The sequence below is a fragment of the Saccharopolyspora sp. 7B genome, assembly GCF_020177435.1.
Lineage (GTDB): Bacteria > Actinomycetota > Actinomycetes > Mycobacteriales > Pseudonocardiaceae > Saccharopolyspora_C > Saccharopolyspora_C gregorii.
The window spans coordinates 24,842-46,605 of sequence record NZ_JAIUKC010000010.1; the positions used below are offsets into that span (position 1 = coordinate 24,842).

The 21,764-nt window shown below is 69.7% G+C and carries 7 protein-coding genes; 3 read left to right on the plus strand and 4 right to left on the minus strand.

The window, feature by feature from the left end; all coding sequences use genetic code 11:
* Position 1: 1 nt before the first annotated feature.
* From LCD33_RS01870 to LCD33_RS01885, 4 genes are all read right to left on the minus strand, one after another.
* On the minus strand, positions 2 to 13,054 hold the full coding sequence (locus LCD33_RS01870) for a non-ribosomal peptide synthetase (protein WP_308011211.1): 13,053 nt from the start codon (positions 13,052 to 13,054) through the stop codon (positions 2 to 4).
* A gap of 15 nt (positions 13,055 to 13,069) precedes the next feature.
* The gene (locus LCD33_RS01875) at positions 13,070 to 13,324 is read right to left on the minus strand and encodes an acyl carrier protein (RefSeq protein ID WP_224955852.1); all 255 of its coding nucleotides are present in this window, start codon (positions 13,322 to 13,324) and stop codon (positions 13,070 to 13,072) included.
* Positions 13,321 to 15,102: a fatty acyl-AMP ligase gene (locus LCD33_RS01880; protein ID WP_224955851.1), complete on the minus strand. Its 1,782-nt coding sequence runs from the start codon at positions 15,100 to 15,102 to the stop codon at positions 13,321 to 13,323. Before LCD33_RS01880 ends, LCD33_RS01875 begins: the two co-directional genes overlap by 4 nt.
* A 394-nt stretch (positions 15,103 to 15,496) precedes the next feature.
* Positions 15,497 to 16,720 carry a histidine kinase gene (locus tag LCD33_RS01885; RefSeq protein ID WP_224977454.1) on the minus strand — a complete coding sequence of 408 codons (1,224 nt, stop codon included), beginning with the start codon at positions 16,718 to 16,720 and terminating at the stop codon, positions 15,497 to 15,499.
* A gap of 112 nt (positions 16,721 to 16,832) precedes the next feature.
* On the opposite strand from LCD33_RS01885, the gene LCD33_RS01890 reads away from it, so the two are divergent.
* The 3 genes from LCD33_RS01890 (at position 16,833) to LCD33_RS01900 (ending at position 21,563) form a co-directional block, all read left to right on the plus strand.
* Positions 16,833 to 17,576, plus strand: coding sequence for an ABC transporter ATP-binding protein (locus tag LCD33_RS01890; protein ID WP_224955849.1), 744 nt, complete (start codon positions 16,833 to 16,835; stop codon positions 17,574 to 17,576).
* Positions 17,576 to 20,083 (plus strand): ABC transporter permease, encoded by a 2,508-nt coding sequence (locus LCD33_RS01895; protein WP_224955848.1) that lies wholly within the window; start codon positions 17,576 to 17,578, stop codon positions 20,081 to 20,083. The genes LCD33_RS01890 and LCD33_RS01895 overlap by 1 nt, the downstream gene beginning before the upstream one ends.
* 274 nt (positions 20,084 to 20,357) lie before the next feature.
* The gene (locus LCD33_RS01900; protein ID WP_224955847.1) at positions 20,358 to 21,563 is read left to right on the plus strand and encodes a cytochrome P450; all 1,206 of its coding nucleotides are present in this window, start codon (positions 20,358 to 20,360) and stop codon (positions 21,561 to 21,563) included.
* Positions 21,564 to 21,764 lie beyond the last annotated feature (201 nt).

The window sequence follows — 21,764 nt, forward strand, 5'->3', positions numbered from 1 at the left end:
GTCAGCTCCCCCAGCCGGCTTGCAGTTCGGACTCGAACTCATCGATCTCGTCCTGGTCGATCGCGTTCAGGCCCACGTCGGACGGGGTCACGCCCCGGTCGCCGACCCGGTCCACATGCGACACCAGGCCTTCGAGCACCCGGAACCAGAGGTCCGCGATCGTTCGCACGGACTCCTCGCCGAGCAGGCCCCCTGCCCAGTTCCAGCTCGCGACCAGGCGGGAGCCGTCCTCGCCGTCGACCACACCGGCGTTGAGCTCGATCACGTGCGGCAGCGGCAGATCAGGATGCTGGTCCGGCCCGGTGTCGAGACCGAGCTCCATCCCCCACTCGACCGGACCAGGCGCGTCGAAGCGGCCGAGGTAGTTGAACGCCACCTGCGGTGCACGGCCCCGCGCCAGCGCAGGCCCGGTCTCGGCATCGAGGTGGCGGAGCAGTCCGTACCCCATGCCCCGGTCGGGGAACCCGCGAAGTTGCTCCTTGATCCGGCGCACCGCGGTAGCCGCGGACGCGCCACCGGCGAGCAGGTCCGCGCGATCGACCTCACCCGGGTCGAGGCGGACCGGGTGCAGATCGGTGAACCACCCCACGGTCCGGGAGAGGTCCGCATCGCCGACGACGTCCTCCTGGCGACCGTGCCCTTCCACGTCGAGCAGGAGCACCGACCCACCGCCGCGGGCCGCGTCCGCTCGCCAGGCGGTCACGGCGACCGCGAGCGCGGTGAGCAGCACGTCGTCGACGCCCGCCCGGAACGCCGCCGGAGCGGAGGCCAGCGCGGCTCCGGTCACCTCCGGCCCGAGAGTGCTCCGCCAGCGCCGTACCGTGCCGTAGGTGTCCCGCGCGGGGTCCAAGGCCCGTGAACCGAGCAGCGGGTCCGGGGTGTCCACCACGTCGGACCAGAACGCGGTCTCCGAGCGACGCACCGGCAGCGTCGCGATCTCGGTGAGCCGCCGCGCCCAGGACCGCAGTGAAGTACCCACCGGGAGCAGCACCGGCCGCTCACCCCGCGCGGAGGCCGCGTACGCCTCGGCCAGGTCACCGAGCAGGATGCGCCAGGAAACACCGTCCACCGCGAGGTGGTGCGCCACGATCAGCAGCCGGCCTGGCTCGTCGCGGCCGTGGTCGAGCCACACCACCGCGACCATCGCCGCGGCTTCGGGATCGATCCGCTCGCGGGCCAGCACCGCTTGCTCCCGCACCGCCGCCCCACGTCCGTCCGAGTCCTCGGTGGACACGTCGACCCGGCGGACGCACTCGGCGGCCACGACCGCTCCGGTGGGAGGAACGTCCATCTCCGCACCCTCGCCGGTTCCCGTCAGCGTCATCCGCAGGGCGTCGTGCCGATCGAGCAGCACCTGCCACGTGTCGATCAGCGCGTCGAGGTCCAGGTCCGCGGGGACGGTCACGACCTGCGTCTGCGTGAAGTGCTCGATCGGGCCACCGCGGTCGAGGAACCACCGGGCGATGGGGAGCACCGGCGCGGTGCCTACCGCGTCCTCGCCGTCGACCGCCACGGCACGGGCGTCGGTGACCACGCTCGCGAGCGAAGCGGCGGTCTGGTGCTCGAACACCTGCCGCAGCGTGATCGAGAGGCCCTCGCGGCGCGCCCGGCTGACGAGTTCGATGGACAGGATGCTGTCGCCGCCCAAGGCGAAGAACTCGTCGTCCGGCCGGACGTCCTCACGATGCAGGACCTCGGTGAACAGCCCGCGCAACACGTCCTCGACGCGCCCACCGGACGACCCGGCACCAGCGACCTCGGTACCGCGGTCCACGTCGACGGCGTCGGGTGACCCGAGTGCCTCGACCGCACCGCGACGGGTGCGGCGAACGCGGACGCCGGTGGGGTGCAGCACGTCGTGGACGAGTCCGGTCGGAGCCGCGACCGCCGCTGCCGGGGCGAGCGCCAGGCGCTCGACGCCGCTGCCGGCCACGTGCAGTTCGCCGGCGACTCCCGTGGGCGCGAGGCGCCCTTCCGAATCGAGCACGAAGTAGTGCAGCAGCGGGGCGGCCTCCGACCAACCCAACGAGTCGACGACGGGACGCCATTCCTCGCCGAACTCTCCGTGGAGCAGGGCCTCCTGCTCGTCCGGCAGGAACACGTCGAGGTCGGACACCCGACGTCGCGCGTCGCGCACGGCGGCGTCGAGCAGGATTTCGAAGCGCCGCGCGATGGTTCTCGCGGTCTCCTCGTCGAACAGGTCGTCGCTGTAGTGCAGGACGCCGGCGAGTCCGCCCGGTGAGCCGTCCTCGGCGCGAGCGCTGCGCACGGTGAAACCGAGGTCGAACTTCACCGAACCGGTGTCGGTGGGCTGGGGTGACACGCGGAGGCCGTGCATTCCGTGCGCCGCGTCGAGGGCGGTCTGCTGATCGTCGTCGTCGAAGGTGAGCATGACTTGGAACAACGGATGCCGCGACAACGAACGCTGCGGATTCACCACCTCCACCACACGCTCAAAAGGCACATCCTGATGCGCGAACGCACCCAAATCCACCTCACGAACACGACCCACCACATCCACAAAAGACGGATCCCCCGACACATCCACCCGCAACACCAACGTATTCACGAAAAACCCGACAACACCCCCCACCGCCTCATCAACACGACCCGCCACCGGAGACCCCACCGGAACATCAACACCCCCACCCAACCGCGACAACAACACCACTAACGCCGCCTGCACCACCATGAACACACTCGCATCCACAGACCGCGCCAACCCCACCACACCAGCATGAACACCCGCAGAAACCCCGAACTCCACAGACCCGCCCACACCAGACGACACCACCGGACGCACCCGATCCACCGGCAACACCAACTCACCCGGCACACCCGACAACACATACGACCAATAACCCAACTGCCCCGCAATCACACTCCCCGCATCACCCTCAACACCCAAAAACCCCCGCTGCCACAACGCAAAATACAAATACTGAACACCCAACACACCCCACCCAGGCACACCCCCGCACACCCGAGCCGAATACGCACACCCCACATCCCCCGCCAACACACCCAACGACCAACCATCCGACACCACGTGATGCACCAACAACAACAACACGTGCTCGTCCGGTCCGACGCGGTACAAGGTCATGCGCAGCGGCGGTGCGGCCGACAGGTCGAAGCAGTGGCGGACCTCCTCGTCCAACAGGGCACGGAGATCCGCCTCGTCCGCGTCGACCACGGTCAGTTCCGCCGCGGCCTGCTCGGCGTCGAGGACGACCTGGAACGGGCCGTCGGCGTCCTCGGCGAACACCGTGCGAAGCGACTCGTGTCGTCCGACCACATCGGACAGTGCGGATCGGAGGGAATCGAGGTCGAGCGAACCGGAAAGCCGCATCGCCATCGGCAGGTTGTAGGCGGCTCCGGGCTGGAGCTGGTGCAGCAGCCACAGCCGCTGCTGCGCGAAGGACAGCGGAATCCGCGCCGGCCTAGGCCGTACGCGGACGACTCCGGCACGAGCGGCACCAGCGTCCTGGAGCACCTCGGCAAGGCCGGCCACGGTGGGAGTCTCGAACACCTGCCGCAGCCCGGTTTCCACGCCGAGCAGCGAGCGGATCCGGCCGACCAGACGGGTCGCGAGCAGCGAGTGGCCGCCGAGCGCGAAGAAGTCGTCGTCGATGCTCACCCGCTCCGTACCGAGAACCTCCGCGAACAACTCGCACAACCGTTCTTCCTCGACGGTGCGCGGCGCGCGGCCTTCCGGTCGGTGTTCGCCGTCCGGTTCGGGCAGTGCCGCGCGATCCAGCTTCCCGTTCGCCGTCACCGGTAACGCGTCCAGGAGCACGACCGCCGCTGGCACCATGTGTTCCGGCAGGACTGTTCGCAAGGCGGTCCGCACGTCCTCCGGACGAGGCGCGAGGTCGGGGTCGACGGCTACCACGTACGCGACCAGCCGGTCCTCGCCATGCACGTCGGGACGGGCGACGACCACCGCCGACGACACGTCACGGTTCTCGCGCAGCGCGGCCTCGACCTCACCCGGCTCGACCCGCATTCCGCGAACCTTCACCTGGTCGTCAGCACGCCCCAGGAACTCCAGGTAGCCGCCCGAGGTCCACCGGGCCAGGTCGCCGGTCCGGTACATCCGGTCACCCGGGGCTCCGTGCGGATCGGCGACGAAGCGGTCAGCGGTGAGGTCGGGCCGGTCGAAGTATCCGCGCGCGAGCTGAACTCCGCAGAGGTACAGCTCGCCCGCCACGTTGCCGGCGACCAGGTCGAGCTTGTCGTCCAGCACGCGGACCGCGGTGTTCCACACAGGACGACCGATCGGGACGACCGCGTCACCGCGATCTGCCTCGTACTGCCACCACGTGACGTCGACCGATGCCTCGGTCGGGCCGTACAAGTTGTCCAACCGGGTGTCCAGGACGGCCCTGCCCCTCTTCGCCAGATCGCCCGGCAACGCTTCGCCACTGCACAGGACGCGGCGCAACGTCGTGCATTCCGCGGCCTCGGGCACGTCGAGGAAGGCCGCCAGCATGGGAGGGACGAAGTGGACCGTGGTGACGCGCTCGCGCTGGATGAGGGAGGCGAGGTACGCGGGGTCGCGGTGCCCCAGGGGCGCGGCCAGCACCAGGCTCGCTCCGGTGATCAGCGGCCAGAAGAACTCCCACACCGACACGTCGAAACCTGTCGGTGTCTTCTGGAGGACCCGGTCGTCCGCCTCCAGCCCGTACTCGGCCTGCATCCAGTCGAGCCGGTTGACGATCCCCGCGTGATCGACGACCACGCCCTTCGGTCGCCCGGTCGAACCCGAGGTGTAGATGACGTAGGCCGGATTGCCGGGGAGCACGGCGTCGGATCCGATCAGGGCGAGATCGGATCCGTCGCGCTGATCGAGGTTCGCGCGGACCTCCACCGAGTCCACGACGATGCGGGGCACCCCGCCACTCGTGGACGGGAGGAACCGCTCGGTCTCCTCGGTCGTCAGCAGGACGTCCGGACGAGCGTCGCCGAGCAGGAACGCGATGCGCTCCGCGGGATGGTCCGGGTCGATCGGTACGTAGGCCGCGCCGGACTTCAGCGCGGCGAGGAGGCCGACGACCAGCTCGGGAGAACGCGGCACGGCCACCGCGACCCGCCGCTCCGGCCCCGCCCCGTGTTCGACCAGCAGCCGTGCGAGCCGGTTCGCACGCTCGTTGACCTCCTGATATGACAGGTCGACCTCGTCGAAGCGAACCGCGACGCGGTCGGGTGTCCGCCGCACCTGCTGCTCGAACCGCTGTGGGAGACATCCGCCCTCGGTGGGGTGGTCGGTGTCGCTCCAGGAACCGAGCAGGGCGCCGCGTTCCTCGTCCGTCAGCACGTCGACGGCGCTCACCGGCAGGTGCGGGTTGGCGACCACTTCTTCGAGGACCTGAACCAGGCGTTGGGTCAGTTGTTCTGCCGTGGAGCGATCGAACAGATCGGCGCTGAACTGGAGCAGCCCCCGCATCCCGTCCGGTGATCCGTCCTGGCGCCGTCGTTCGCCGAAGCCGAACATGAGGTCGAACTTGGCGGAGCCGATGTCGACGACCTCGGCGGTCGCCCCGTGACCGAAACGGTCGGCCATCGCCTCGACCGCGCCTTCGACGGCCGTGTTGTCGAAGGTGAGCATGACTTGGAACAACGGATGCCGCGACAACGAACGCTGCGGATTCACCACCTCCACCACACGCTCAAAAGGCACATCCTGATGCGCGAACGCACCCAAATCCACCTCACGAACACGACCCACCACATCCACAAAAGACGGATCCCCCGACACATCCACCCGCAACACCAACGTATTCACGAAAAACCCGACAACACCCCCCACCGCCTCATCAACACGACCCGCCACCGGAGACCCCACCGGAACATCAACACCCCCACCCAACCGCGACAACAACACCACTAACGCCGCCTGCACCACCATGAACACACTCGCATCCACAGACCGCGCCAACCCCACCACACCAGCATGAACACCCGCAGAAACCCCGAACTCCACAGACCCGCCCACACCAGACGACACCACCGGACGCACCCGATCCACCGGCAACACCAACTCACCCGGCACACCCGACAACACATCCGACCAATAACCCAACTGCCCCGCAATCACACTCCCAGCATCCCCCTCAACACCCAAAAACCCCCGCTGCCACAACGCAAAATCCACATACTGAACACCCAACACACCCCACCCAGGCACACCCCCGCACACCCGAGCCGAATACGCACACCCCACATCCCCCGCCAACACACCCAACGACCAACCATCCGACACCACGTGATGCACCAACAACAACAACACATGCTCGGTCACGTGATTCGGGTCGTCGTCGGAATGCACGACGAAAAGAGTGGGGCGCAGGGGAATGTCGGTCGCGAGATCGAATCCGACCTGTCCGTGCGAGACGAGTTCGCCTCGCAGGTCGCTCTCGGACACCTCGACCGTGGTGAAACCGAGTCGTACCGACTCCGGTGCCAGCACGACCTGGAACGGCCCCTCGTCGTCTTCCCCGAAGACCGTTCTCAACGACTCGTGGCGTTCGACCACATCGGACAGCGCCGCTCGCATCGCCGCGTGGTCGACCGCGCCGGGGATCCGGAGCGCTACCGGCGTGTTGTACTGCGAACGCGGCCCCTCCATGCGGTTGAGGAACCACAACCGCTGCTGGGCGAACGACAACGGTAGCCGCTCGGGACGCGGCAGGGCCACGACCGGTGGCCGGGACGAACCGGTGCTCGTCTCGATCACGGCGGCCAGGCCGGCCACGGTCGGAGCGGTGAACAACTGGCGGATCGTGACGTCCACGCCGAAGGCCGACCGGATGCGACCGGCGAGTGTCGTACCGAGCAGGGAATGACCGCCCAGATGGAAGAAGTTGTCATCGATGCCGACCTGCGGCAGCCCGAGAACGTCCGCGAACAGCTCGCACAGGAGCCCCTCCTGCGGAGTGCGCGGCCCGCGCCCGTGCGTCCGGACCACTTGCTCCGGTGCCGGCAGGGCGGCCCGATCCACTTTGCCCGCCACGGTCAACGGCATCTCGTCCAGCGGCACGAACACCGCGGGAACCATGTAGTCGGGAAGCCCGTCCTCCACGTGCGCCCGCAGGTCCGCGTCCGCGACAGGCCGTTCGCACACCACGTAGGCCACCAGGCGCGTCCCGCCGGAGCCGTCAGCACGCGGCACGACCACGACGTACCGGACGTCGCGGTGTCCCTGCAGGACGGACTCGATCTCACCCAGCTCGACCCGGAAACCGCGGATCTTGACCTGGTCGTCGGTCCGCCCTGCGAACTCCAGCTCGCCGTGCCGGTTCCACCGCACCACGTCACCGGTGCGGTACATCCGGGAGCCCGGTGCCCCGAAAGGATCAGGCACGAATCGCTCGGCGGTGAGTCCCGGCCTGTTCAGGTACCCGCGCGCGAGCCCGGAACCCGCGACGTACAGCTCTCCGTGCACGCCGATCGGCACCGGCCTCAGTCCGGTGTCCAGGACGTACACCGTGGTGTTGGTCGAAGGAACACCGATCGGAACGGGATCGGTCACCGGTTGCTCACAACGACGGCTCGACACGTCCACAGTGGTCTCGGTCGGACCGTAGGCGTTGAACAGCGTGTGGTTGCGAGCCCAGCGGGTGGCGACCTCGGCGGGCAGGCTGTCGCCGGCCGACACCACGCGCAGCCCCTGGGGAACGGTTTCCGGCCGCATCACCGCCAGTGCCGCCGGAGGCAGCGTGACGTGCGTGATCCGCTCGTCCTCCAGCAGCCGCCGGAGTGCGTCGCCGGGGTTCCGGCTCCCCTCGGCGGGCAGCACCAGGCACGCACCCGACAAGTGCGCCATGCACATCTCGGAGACCGACGCGTCGAATCCTGGCGACGCGAACTGGAGGACCCTGCTGGATTCGTCGACTTCGAAGGCGGCGATCTGGGTCCGAGCGAGGCTCGCGACGCCTTCATGAGTCACCACCACCCCCTTGGGCCGACCCGTGGACCCGGAGGTGTGGATCACGTAGGCGGCGCGACCGCGCGACCGCACCCCTCCTCGCTCGGTCGCGGACAGGTCGGTCCCGGCGCAGCCCGTGACGGCGGACTCAACGGCTGGGTCGTCCAACAACAGCACCGGCGACGCGGTCCTCGGAAGCAGCCGGACGTGCGCGGAGTCCGTCACCACGAGCACCGGCTCGGTGTCCTCCAGGATCAGGCCGATCCGGTCGGACGGTTGGGTGGTGTCGATCGGCGCGTAGGCTCCTCCGGCCTTCATGGCCGCGAGGAGTGCGACGACGAGTTCGGGCGAACGCGGCAAGGCGAGGGCGACGACGGAATCGGGCCGTACTCCTCGACTGACGAAGTGCCGCGCCAGGCGGTTCGCTCGCGCGTTGAGGTCCGCGTAGGACAGTTCGCCGTCCCACCACCTGAGGGCGGTCGCCGAGGGGGTTTCGGCCGCCTGCCGTTCGAACAGCTCGGGCCAGGTTCCCTCCGCTTCGTCCCGGGAACCGTTCCACTCCACGAGGGTCCGCTGCCGCTCACCGGGTATGAGGACGTCCAGCGTCGAGAGCGTGCGGTTCGGCTCGGCGATGACGTGTTCCAGCACGTGCTGGAGTCGTGCGGCGATGAGCAGCGCCGTCTCGGGGTCGAAGAGATCGCTGCTGTAACGCACCCCGCCTTCCAGACCCGCCGCCGCGCCGTCCGGCGAGAACGTCTCCCCGAGGTCGATCGACAGGTCGAACTCCGCGCCCCCGGTATCGGTGTCGAGCAACTCCACCTGCACCCCGGGTGCCGCATTCACCGCGTCGAGCCCGTCCTGGCGAAAGGTGTTCTGCCAGCTCAACATCACCTGGAACAGCGGGTGGCGCGACAGCGAGCGCGTCGGTTGCAGTGCCTCCACCAACCGCTCGAACGGAACGTCCTGGTGCGCGTAGGCCGCCAGGTTCGTGTTCCGAATCCGGTCGAGCAGGTCGAGGAATTCGGGGTCGCCGGAGGTGTCGGTCCGCAGGACCAGGGTGTTGACGAAGACACCGACGAGTTCGTCGACGGCACCGTGCGTCCGTCCGGCGATCGGGATGCCGATCGGGAGGTCCGTGCCCGCCCCCATCCGCGACAGCAACGCCGCGAAAGCGGCTTGCACGACCATGAAGACACTCGTGCGGCTCTGCCTCGCCAGGGCGCGGACACCCTCGTGCACCGCGGCCGGGATCTCGAACTCCAGGCGCCGGCCCTGATGGGAGGCGACGGCGGGGCGCGGCCGGTCTGCCGGGAGCGGCAACTCGTCGGGGGCGTCCCGGAGCTCCTCGCGCCAGAACGCCATCTGTCGAGCGAGGACGCTGCCGGGATCGTTCTCCGAACCGAGAACCTCCCGCTGCCACAGGGAGAAGTCGGCGTATTGCACGGCCAGCGCCTGCCAACGGGGCGCACGTCCGTCGCGCCGGTCGGTGTAGGCGATGGTGAGGTCGTGCACCAGGCGTTGCATGGACCAGCCGTCACCCGCGACGTGGTGGACGACGAGCAGCAACACGTGCTCGGCCGGAGCGTCGACCACGTCGAACAGCCGCGCGCGCAGCGGAGGGTCGACCGTGAGATCGAAGTGCTCGCGCACCGCGCGCACGAGCTCCTCGTCGAGGTCGTTCCGGTCGACGCGCACCACCGGCAGAGCCGTCGCGGACTCGGCGACCGGGAGCACGATCTGGTGCAGTCCGTCGTCGTCTTCCGCGAACACGGTGCGCAACGTCTCGTGCCTTGCCACCACATCGGACAGCGCACGGTGGAGCGCCGGAACGTCGAGGTCACCGGTCAGACGTAGTGGCACGGGAATGTTGTAGGTCGCACTGCCGCCGTCGAGGCTGTCGAGGAACCACCAGCGGTGCTGGGCGTACGAGACCGGCACCCGATCCGGGCGTCCCCGCTTGTCGAGCGGTGGCAGCTCGCCGATCCGTTCCGCCCCGCCGATCAGCGCTGCGAGGTCGGCCACCGTCGGCGACTCGAAGAGCTGCCGGATCGGCAGGTCCACCCCGAAGGTGGCCCGGACCCGCGCGACCAGTTTCGTCGCGAGCAGCGAATGCCCGCCGAGGGCGAAGAAGTCGTCGTCGATGCTCACGCCGGTCACATCGAGAACGTCCGCGAACAGCCCGCACAACAGCTCGTCCTCGGGGCCGCGCGGACCACGGCCGGCCGGTCGCGTGGTCGTCGTGGGCTGCGGAAGCGCCTTGCGGTCTACCTTGCCGTTGGCGTTCAACGGCAGCGCGGCGAGGACCGTCACGGTGGGAACCATGTACTCCGGCAGCACCCGCCGGAGGTGTTCCCGCACCTCGTGGGCCGTCTCCGCTCCGGTGTCGGCCACCACGTACGCGACCAGGCGCTGGTCGCCGGGCTGGTCCTCGCGCAGCAGCACCACCGCCTGGCCCACACCGGGGTGGCGCAGCAGCGCCGATTCGATCTCGCCCAGTTCGATGCGGAATCCACGCACCTTCACCTGCGAGTCGGCACGGCCGACGAACTCCAGCTCCCCGCGTTCGTTCCAGCGCACCAGGTCACCGGTGCGGTACATCCGCGAACCGGCGGGACCGTGGGGGTCCGCGACGAACCGTTCCGACGTGAGGGCCGGCCGCTTCCAGTAACCCCGCGCGAGCACGGAACCGGCGACGTACAGCTCCCCCGCCGTGCCCTGGAGCACCGGGCGCAGGCTGCCGTCGAGAACGTAGGCACGGCTGTTCGGGAACGGGCGTCCGATCGGCACCGCGCCGGACGGCGTCGGCACTCCCGGTTCGAGCCGGTGCTCGGTGACGTTGACCGTCGCCTCCGTGGGTCCGTAGGCGTTGCACACCGTCACGTCGGGGAACCGCGACCGCCACGAGTCCAGCGCACCGCCGAACAGGGCCTCGCCGCCCAGGATCAGGCATCCGCTCGGGGAAGCCTGGTCCGGCAACGCCTCCAGCATCTCCAGGTGGCTCGGCGTCGCCTTCAGCAATGCCGGCCGTCCCGCCGCGCGCACCTCGGACTCGGTCAAGTCCGCCAGGCGCACGCATCCGCCGCTCACCAGCGGGGTGAACAGCGCGGTGACCGTGAGGTCGAAGGCGAGCGGAGAGTGCAGCAAGGAGGACTCGCCCGCGCCGGGGTAGGCCGTGCGAGCACGCGCCAGGTACCCGGCCACCGACCGGTGCTCGACGACTACGCCCTTGGGATGCCCGGTGGATCCCGACGTGTAGATGACGTAGGCGGGGTGCCGCGGGCTGATCGGGCTGAGGCGATCAGCGTCCGAAAGGGCGTACGACGGCAGTGCCGCGAATTCCGGGGCGGCGAGCGCTTCGGCGAGGACGGCGACCTCGGCGTCCCCGGTGGACACCGAGCCCGCCGCCTCGTCGGAGGTGAGGATCAGCGCCGGGGAGCAATCGTCGATCACGTACCGGACCCGCTCGGCCGGATGGTCCTGGTCGACGGGCACGTACGCGGCGCCCGACTTCAGCACGGCCAGCATCGCGGCGACCGCCTCCACCGAGCGCGGCAGCACGAGCGCGACGAACGATCCCGCGCCGACGCCACGAGCACGCAGATACCGGGCGAGCCGGTTCGTGACGGCGTCCAAGTCCCGATAGGACATCCGCGCGTCGGACGACCACAGCGCGAGCGCATCGGGAGTGTCCCGCGCCTGCCGGGCGAACAGGTCCGGGAGCAGGACCGCGGCACCGTCGTCGGTCTCGCCCGAGCCGAGTTCGAGTGCGGCGCGACGACGATCGTCGTCCGGTCCGGGCAACCCGCCGATCGGCTCGTCCACCTCGGACAGAAGTGTGCGGAGGAAGCTCAGGAAACCATCCCGGTGTGCGCGCACGGCATCGCCGTCGAGCACGTGCGGGTTGCCGTCGAAGTCGACTCGGACACCGCTCGAACCGTCGGCGGTTCCGTAGGCGTGCACCGACACGTCGCGCACCCGGCCGGTGGACAGCTGCCGCGCGACCACCTCGTGCCCGTCGAACTGAACGGTCTGGTCGAAGGTGACGACGTTGACCACCGGACTCGCCGACGCCCCGGAGCGACCTCGCCGGAGTTCGGTGTGCAGGTCCTCGCCTCGGTACCGCTGGTGCGTGATCGCGCGCAGCACCTGCCGGGCGGTGTCCCCGACCAGTTCCCCGAATCGTCGCCACGGGCCGACCGGCACGCGCAGCGGAAGTTCGTTGGACATCATCGCGGGCGTGGTCATCGCGGCCGGTGTCGTCCGCGCCGACAGCGGCAGTCCTAGCACCACGTCCTCGACACCGGTGCTTCGGTGCACGTAGGCGGCCATCGCCGCGAAGAAGACCACGGGCCACCGCGTCCTGGCCGCACGCGCCACCGCCAGCATGGCCTCGACATCGACTCGGTCGAGCCACACGGTGTCGGTGAGTTCGCCGTGGGCCGGAGGTGCCGAGCCGTCGTCGAAGACGGCCGGGATCGGCTCGTCGGCGAAGGCACCGCGCCAGTACTCGCGGTCGCGGTCGTGCCGGGGCGAGGCGCGGTACGCCTCTTCTTCCGCGAGCAGCTCCGCCCACTCACCGAACGGTGCGACCGCCGGCTCCACGTCGGGCGAGCCGTCGGCGAACGAAGTGTAGAGGTCCGCGATGCGACGGCAGTGCAATGTCTGCCCCCACCCGTCGATCAGGATGTGGTGGTAGCGGAAGTACAGGAATTCCCGCCCGGGCGCACGGAGCAGCGCGTGTGCGAACAACGCGCCGTGCTCCCAGTCCTGGGGCGCGCGAACCTCGGCACGCATCCACTCGAGGCACTCCGCCACCGATTCGCAGTCGACGACCGTCAACGTGGCCGTCATGGCGCGCGGCACCTGGCGCACGCCGTCCACATCGGACTCGAACCGCATCCGCAGCGCGCAGGTCTCCTCCACCGCCCGGGTGACGGCTCGTCGCAGGCGATCGGCGTCGAGCGCGCCTTCGATCTCGAAGTACACGGCGCAGTGGTAGAGCGACGTCTCCGGTTGTAGTTGCTGGGCGACCCACACGCCCTGCTGCGCGGCCGACAACGCGAACCCGGCCTCGGACTTCGGCACCGTGCACTCTCCTCGGATGGAACGGGTGGGCGCGCCCACGGTCTTGGCTCGGCTTCAGCGGGGGTTTGCGCCGAGTTCCGCCAGATGGCTCGCGAGGGCGGCGACGGACGGGTGTTCCCAGGCGACGGCGGGGTCGAGCACGAGGTCCCAACCGTCCTCGATCTCCGCGACCAGCGCCGCTGCCCGGACGGAATCCAGCCCGTAATCACCGAGCTCCGCCTCGACCGCGATCTCGGACGGCGGCCGGTCCAGGAGTGCGGCCACGCGTTCGGCCAGCCACGCCTGGAGTTGCGCTCGACTCGTGTTCATCCGGCTACCGCCGTCTCCGCCGTGTGCTCGGGTGCCCGCACTGACCGGCCCGGCAGGCGCGAGTCCACTTCCGCATACCGGGCTTCGAGTTCGCCCGCGCAGAACGAGGACTTCATCTGTGCGCGCTCGATCTTGCCGCTGGTGGTCCGCCGCACCGCTCCCCTGCCCAGCAGCACCACTCCACCGACCGGAACACCGAACTCGCGGGACACCGTCCGCCTGATCGCGGTGGCGAGTTCCGCGAGGTCTCGCGGTGCCGGGTTGCCCCGCACTTCGTGCGTGATCACGACTGCCGCGTCGTCCCCGGGCACGTCGACGTCGAACACCGCGCCCACGTTGCCCAGTTCGGGATGCTGCGAGCGGACTTCCTGCTCGACGTCGTGCGGGTAGAGGTTCCGTCCACGGAGGACCAGCATCTCCTTCAACCGGCCGGTGACGTAGAGTTCGCCGTCCACCACGGTGCCGAGATCCCCGGTACGCAGGAACTCGCCGTCGCCGTCCGCGGTTGTGGCGCGGAAGGTCCGCTCGGTGGCGGCAGCGTTGTTCCAGTAGCCGTGGGCGACGCTGGCACCCCGCAGCCACAGCTCACCGATCGCGCGTTCCGGCAGGACCTCGCGACTGAGCGGATCGACGACGATCACGTCGTAGCTCTCGGCGGCGAAGCCGTTGCTGGCGAGCGCCCGGCCGGCCGCGTCTCCGGGGACCGGGGCGAACACGTGGCGGTCGAGCTCGCCGCGCGCGACCCGGGCGGTCACCGGCTCGCGAGGAGCCGAGCCGGACACGAACACCGTCGCTTCCGCGAGTCCGTAGCAGGCGCACTGCGCCTCGGCCCGGAAACCCGCGGGGGCGAACCTCTCCGCGAATTCCTCCATCGTGGACACCCGAACCGGCTCGGAGCCGTTCACGGCGTACCGCCAGCGGGACAGGTCGAGCTCCGCCACCTGGTCGTCACTGGTGCGCCGGGCGGCCAACTCGTAGCCGAAGTTCGGCGCGGGCGACCACGCCACGTCGTAGCGATCGATCATCTGGAGCCACTGGTGCGGACGTTTCAGGAAGGACGTCGGGCTCATCAGCACGCAGGTGCTCCCGAGGAACAGCGCGGGCAGGGTCTGCGCCATCAGCCCCATGTCGTGGTACTGCGGTGCCCAGCCGCCGAATCGCGTGCCGTCCTCCACCTGGAGCGTGGTGCAGAGCGCTTCGGCGTTGACGAGGAGGTTGGCGTGGCTGACCACGACGCCCTTGGGCGATCCGGTGGAGCCGGAGGTGTACTGCAACAGCGCGATGTCGTCCCGCACCGTCGCCGGGGCGGTCCAGCTCGCGGGATCGGCGATGCCGCCGGAGTCGGTGGCGAGGACGTCGATCTCGCCCAGCTGCTCGCCCGCGAAGCGTGCGACGGCGTCCAGGTTGATGAGGTCGGTCAGCACCGCGCTCACGCCCGCGTCGGAGGCGATGCCCCGAACCCGTCGCCGCTCGTGGTGGTACCGCCCCGGCAGTGGGGCGGGCACCGCGACCATTCCCGCGTAGAGGCACCCGAGGAATCCGGTGGTGAAATCGGCCGGTGGGTAGAGCAGCAAAATTCGTGACCCGACCGCGAAACGCTCCCGCAGCCACACCGCGACGGTGCGGGCGCGCTCGTCGAGCGTCGCGTAGCTGAGGTGGTCGGCCTCCCGTGCGCTCGCGTCGTGGACACGCACCACCGCGTCCTGCCCAGGGCGGGACGCGGCCTGGTGGCGAAGCAGCGCCGTCACGCTGCTCCACCGTCCGATGTCGACGACCATGCGCGGATTCCCCCTAACTTGGCGGCACGCGCTCGTGGCGGTTCCGCGGAACAAGAGAAACGGCGAGAAAACCGCGAAAACTCAGCGTGTGCCACGCCTCGCGTGACACCGCGCTGAAGCCCCCAGCTTCTCGTGGTGTGCCGCGCGTCTCCGAGCAGGTCGTCAGCGCACCGGCATGAACCGATCGGAAGCTATCCGCGCACGTGAACGCCGGTCAAGGTTCGTAAGTCAGCGCAAAAAGGAACGAACGACCGCACGGCACGGGGAGGTTCAGACCCGGCTGGATCGGACCCGATTTCGATGGCGGAGGATGCGGTGACAACGCGCCCGCGCAGTGGACCGCTCCTCCGTCACCCCGCCGGCCGGGCGGGTGGGTGGTCGGTACGGCACCTCGTCACTCCGATCCCCGAGTGGACCCGCCGGACTCCACCGGAGTGGTCGGCAACGTCGCCTGGACGGAGAACCCGCCGTCCGGGGTCGGCCCGGTGGTGAGCGTGCCGTGCAGCAGTCCCACCCGCTCGTGCAGGCCGACCAGTCCGAGACCGCTGCCCGGCAGCCCCTCCGATACCCGTTCCGGAGCCGCGTTGCTGACACCGACCTCCACCGCGGACGTCAGGTACCGCACCGTCACCTCGGTCCTGGCGGTTCCGGCGTGCTTGTGCACGTTGGTGAGCGCTTCTTGCGCGAGCCGGTAGGCGGTGTGGTCGACCATCGCGGGCAACGCCACAGGCGTGCCTTCGCACCGATAGCGAACGTCGAGGCCAGCGGAGCGAGACCGTTCCACCAGATCCTCGATGTCCGCCACGGTGGCCTGCGGCTGCAGCTGGACCTCCGACGGGTGGAGTCGCAGCACGCCGAGCACCTCGCGGAGCTGCCCCAGCGCCTCCCGGCCGGTGCGGCGGATCAGCGCGGCCTCGTCCGCCAGCAGTTCGTTCGGCGAGTTCGCCTCGATCGCGCCCGCGTGGAGCACCATCAGCGACACCCGGTGCGCCACCACGTCGTGCATCTCGCGGGCGATGCGAGAACGCTCCTGCGCGCGGGCTTGCTCCGCGCGGGCCTCCTGCGACCGCAGAAGCTGCTGGGTGCGTTCCCGCAGCCCCTCGACGACCTGCCGTCGCGCTTTCACCCACAGTCCGATGAACAACGGCAGCACGACGAACAGGGCCACCCCGCCGAAGGAACTCTGGACCGAGTCCCACCCGACGTCCGGCCGCCCCACGCGCACGAGAGTGGGCGCCATGACCGCTGCCGTCGCCGCGACCGCGTAGGTCGCGAGCACGAACGAGCGCAGGCGCAACGCCGCCCGGAACGACGCGACGCAGAGCAACGGCCAGAGCGAGGCGATCAACCAAGTACCGAACGCGAGTGCGTACAACGGCCACGACCAGCGAGGCGCCAGCCAGGTCACGACCGCCGAGAGGGCGGCGATCAGCAGGGTCAGGGCGAGTCCCGGAATCGAGGTGAACGCGGCCGGTTCGGCTACCAGAGCTCCGGCGGGGAGGAAGGTCGCGACGAACACCGCAAGGCACACCGCTACGGCGAGCACGCGGTCGGCCGTCGACCACGACCGGTCCTTCGCATCGAGCTGCTGGGATTCCGAGCGCGCCTTGGGGTCCACGCGCCGAGCGTAACGGCCGTCCGACGTCCCCTTTCGAGGCGCGACTTTAGTTGCAGATCGTCTATCCGATCGGCCGACGGCAGCGAACTCTCCCGGGCACGACGCTGTGCGGATGACTCAAACGACCGCTGCCGTCCGTGCAGCCGGATTGACCAAGGTGTACGGCCATGCCGAGGCGCGCGTCGTGGCGCTCGACAGCGTCGACGTGGAGTTCCGCAGCGAGCAGTTCACCGCCATCATGGGACCGTCCGGGTCGGGCAAGTCGACGCTGATGCACTGCGTCGCGGGACTCGACGCCCCCAGCGACGGTGAGGTCTTCGTCGGCGGCACCGCCCTGACCGGCCTCGACGACGTCGCCCTCACCGAGCTGCGCCGGGACCGGATCGGGTTCGTGTTCCAGGCGTTCAACCTGCTCCCCACGCTGACCGCCTGGGAGAACATCACGCTCCCGCTGGACCTCGCCGGGCGCAAGCCCGACCCGCAGGTGGCCGAATCGATCATCGAGGCGATCGGCTTGCGGGACCGGCTCAGCCACCGGCCGAGCGAACTCTCCGGCGGCCAGCAACAGCGAGTGGCATGCGCCCGTGCCCTCATCACCCAGCCGGACGTGGTGTTCGCCGACGAACCGACCGGTGCGCTCGACTCCAGGTCGTCGTCGGACATCCTGTCCTTCCTCCGCCGCAGCGTGGACGACTTCGACCGCACCGTGGTCATGGTGACCCACGAGCCGATGGCCGCTACCTACGCGGACCGGGTGTTGTTCCTCGCCGACGGCCGCCTGGTGGACGAGATGTACGCACCGACCGCCGAAGGCGTGCTGGACAAGATGAAGTCTCTGGAGAAGGTCGGTCTCTGATGCTGCGAGCAATGCTGCGCGATCTCCGCGCACACCGGGGCCGCCTGGCCATGACCTTGGTCGCGATCGCGCTCGGCGTCGCGTTCGTCGTCGCGAGCTTCGTCGTCTCCGACTCCCTGGCCAAGACGCTCGCCGGGCAGACCGCCCGGGGTGGGGTCGACGTGTCGGTGCAGACCGCGTCCCAGGACCCGGATCTGACGCTCGCCGACCGCGACGCGTTGGCGGCCACGAACGGCGTCGCCGAGGCGCACGGCGTGATCGCCGGACGTGCGGGTGTGGTGGGCACCGACGGCAAGCTGGTCTCGACGGGCACGGACCTGGCGGGCACGAACTGGGACGAGACCGGCCGGTTCACCCTCGTTGACGGGCGAGGGCCGCAGCGTCCGGGCGAGGTGGCCCTCGCCGAGTCGCGCGCCGGCGAGGCACGACTCGCCCTGGGTGATCGTGCCCGGATCGTGCTCGGCGACGGCCGCATCGACGAACCCGTCGTCGTCGGGCTCTTCCAGTACTCCGCGCTGGGGCCCGATGCCGCGGGCCGCTCCGAGCACGTCCCGTCCATCGCCTACGACGGGGCGACCGCGGCGTCGCTCGTCGGGGACCGCTTCGACCGCATCGAACTCACGGGCACCCCCGGCACCGAACCCAGCACCTTGCGCCAGGCCGCCGAGCAGACCATCGGAGCCGGGCACGCCACCGACGAGTACAGCGTGTCCACCGGTGCCGAGCTGGTCACGAACGCCGAGCAGGCCGCGGACAAGACGGCGTCGGACACACTCGCGCAACTGCTGCCCTTCGCGGCGATCGCGTTGTTGGTCGGCATGTTCGTCATCACCAACACGTTCAGCCTCCTGGTCACCCAGCGAACGAGGCAGTTCGCGCTGCTCCGCGCGGTAGGTGCCCATCGCAGGCAGGTCCGGTCGAGCGTGGTGGTCGAGGCGACCGCGCTCGCGTGCGTCGGGGCGACGATCGGCACGGTGCTCGGGATCGGGCTCGGCCTGATCGTGTTCCGGTTCATGCAGCCCGAGGGCGACGTGGTCCGCTACGGAGTTCCGCTGCTCGGCGTCGGGGCGGGCTATCTGGTGGCGGTCCTGGTGACCGTCGCGGCGGCTTACGGTGCCGCCCGGCGCGCGGCGGCGGTCTCCCCGATGGCCGCCCTGCGCAACGACGTGGTCACGTCGAAAGGCCCGCACACCCGCCAGTCCATCGCCGGTGGGATCTGCGTGGTCGCGGGCCTCGTCGCGATCGTGGCCACCGCGTCTCCCGGTCTCGGCACCCTCGAACGGATGATCGCGATCGGCGGTGCCGTGCTGTGCACGGGCGGGGTACTGCTGCTGACTCCGGTCGCAGCCGGCGCGCTGCGCCCTCTCGCCACCTGGTCGCAGGGCTGGGGAGGCCCGGCGACACGGCTCGGGATGCGCAACGCGGCCCGCGACCCCCGGCGTACGGCTGCCACCGCGACCACCCTGATGGTCGGGCTCGGGCTCGTGTGCGCCTTCGCGACGCTCAGCTCCAGTCTGGCCACGATGGTGACGGCCTCGATCCGGCTGAACATCCCGGTGACCTCGACGGTGCTGGAACCGGCCGCCGGTGGCGCCGCCACCCTCGGCCCCGGCGTGGTCGGGGAGCTCAGGTCGCTGCCCGCCGTCTCCACCGTCCTCGCCAGCAGGGACACCTTCGCCGAAATCCGGCACGAGGGTGGCACCAGCGAGCGCATCGTCTCCGCGATCGACCGCGAGGGGCTGGGCGAGGTGCTCACGCCGAAGATCACCGAAGGGACCGACGACGTGTCGCGCGGTGCGATCATCGCGCAGAACGAGGCGAACATGCTCGGCCTCGAGGTCGGCGACCCGCTCGAACTGGTCGTCGAGGGAACGCCGGTGAAGACCGCGGTGGTCGGCGTCTACGACGCCACCGAAGCACAGGCGAGCATCTTCTTCGACCAGGCCCTGGCACCGCCGCACCTGCGCGACCACGTCACGACGGTCTACGCCGGCGGCCCCGACCCGCAGGCCGCACGCGAGGCCATCGCGACCGCCTTCCAGGACCGTCCCGAGATCTCGATCACCGATCGGGACGGGGTGATCGCCGACCGGGTGGAGGAGTTCCGGTACGGCCTGCTGGTCATGTACGCGATGTTCGGCGTCGCGATCGTGATCGCCGTCTTCGGCGTCGTCAACACGCTCGCGCTGTCGGTGATGGAGCGGTCCCGCGAGATCGGCGTGACCCGCGCGGTCGGAGCCGGCCGCGCCCTCGTCCGCCGTACGATCAGGGTGGAGAGCATCGTGATCTCCCTGTTCGGCGGCATCCTCGGGGTCGGTGTCGGAGTCGGTACCGGGACGGTGATGCAGCACGCGATGCTCGGGCAGGCGCTGTCCCGAGCGACGCTCCCGTGGACGCTGATCCTGCTCGCCCTGGTCGGGATCGTCATCGTCGGTGTGCTGGCCTCGCTGTGGCCCGCCCACCGGGCGGCACGCACCAACATGCTGGAGGCGATCGGGTCCGACTGACCCGCCCCGCCCGGTTCCCTCCCGTACCAGTGGGAGGGAACCTGCGCGTCGGGGTCCGGAAGCAGGTGAACAGCGCCCAGCCAGCGGGCGCCTCGCAGTCCACACAGGACTGATTTCGCCGGCGCTTAACGGATGCCCCTGAGCGATCCGAAACCGTTGCCCCGGGGCACCTCCGCTGACACACTCGCCGCACAGCGGAGCACGCTCACCCGCGCCTTTCTGGGGAATCCGCGCGACGACGCTTCGCTGCCGATGCGGGAAGGACCTCACGCGCATGGCGCCATCGAGCACGCTCAGCCTGCTCAGCCTCTACCAGCCGGACTGGGCGGCTGATCCGTACGCGCTGTACCACGCGATGCGCGAGGAAGGCCCGGTCCAGTGGGACGACTGGATGCGGAGCTGGATCGTCCTCGGTCACGCCGAGATCGCGCGGCTTTCCAAGGACGACCGGCTCTCCGGTGCGCGCATCGCAGACTTCCACGCCCAGCTCCCGGCATCGGTCCGCTCCGATATGGAGCCGCTCGCCGGCGCGCTGTCGGACATGATGCTGTTCAACGAGCCGCCGGAGCACACCCGCCTGCGCCGCATCATCAAACCGGGTCTGACCCCGAGGTTCATCCGGGAGATGCGCCCGCTGATCGCCGAGCGGGCGGAGGAACTCGTGGACGCGGTGCTCGACCAGGGGCACATGGACGTCATCGGCGACTTCTCCGAGCCGCTGTCCCGGAACGTGATCGCACACCTGGCCGGAGTGCCCGGCCACGCCACCCCGCTGCTGGAGAACTGGCAAGGCCTGCTGCACGAGTTCTTCACCCAGTCCTGCGCGGAAGTCCCCCGGGTGAACTCCCTGCGGGCCGCCTTCGACGAGCAGGCCGCGAAGCGACGTGCGGGTACCGCCGACGATCTCTTCAGCCAGGTGATCGCCGGACAGCTCGAACGCGAGACCTACACCGACGACGAGGTCTTCGCCAACTTCCTGCTGCTCATCGACGCCGGACAGGCCACCACGACCCACCTCATCGGCAACGCGGTCCTGGCGCTGCTGCGCCACCCCGATCAGCTCGCCCGGCTCCGGGCCGATCCCGACCTCTGCCAGGTCGCGGTCCACGAGTTGATGCGGTACGACAGCTCGGTGCAGTTCACCACCCGTGTCGCGCTGGAAGGCATGGAGGTCGGCGACCAGCACGTCGAGCAGGGCCAGTCCGTCACCCTGGTCCTCGGGGCGGGCAACCGCGACCCACGCCGCTACGACGACCCGGATCGTCTCGACGTCACCCGCAAAGCGACCGACCACCTGTCGTTCGGACACGGCATCCACTACTGCCTCGGGGCCTCGCTCGCGCTCGCCGAAATCGAGATCGCGCTGCGCGTCCTGTTGGAGCGGACGACCGAACTCAGGCTGCGGACCGACGACCTGGACTGGCTCGACAGCATCAACTTCCGGTTCGCCAAGGAACTGCCGGTCGAATTCAGCACATGACGTCCACGTTTCGACGCATCGTCCATGATGGACGGTTAAGTCCAGGGTGAAAGCGCCGTCTCGGGGCGGATTCCTGGCTTCAGGGCCTTGCACCGGTGCCGGAAGGTCCCGATCGTGTCGTTGGCAGGGACATCTCGACGTCCCTCGCGGTCCAGAGCGCATCCGGCCGGACCGCCGCACGACGAACGCCAGACGCTCGAC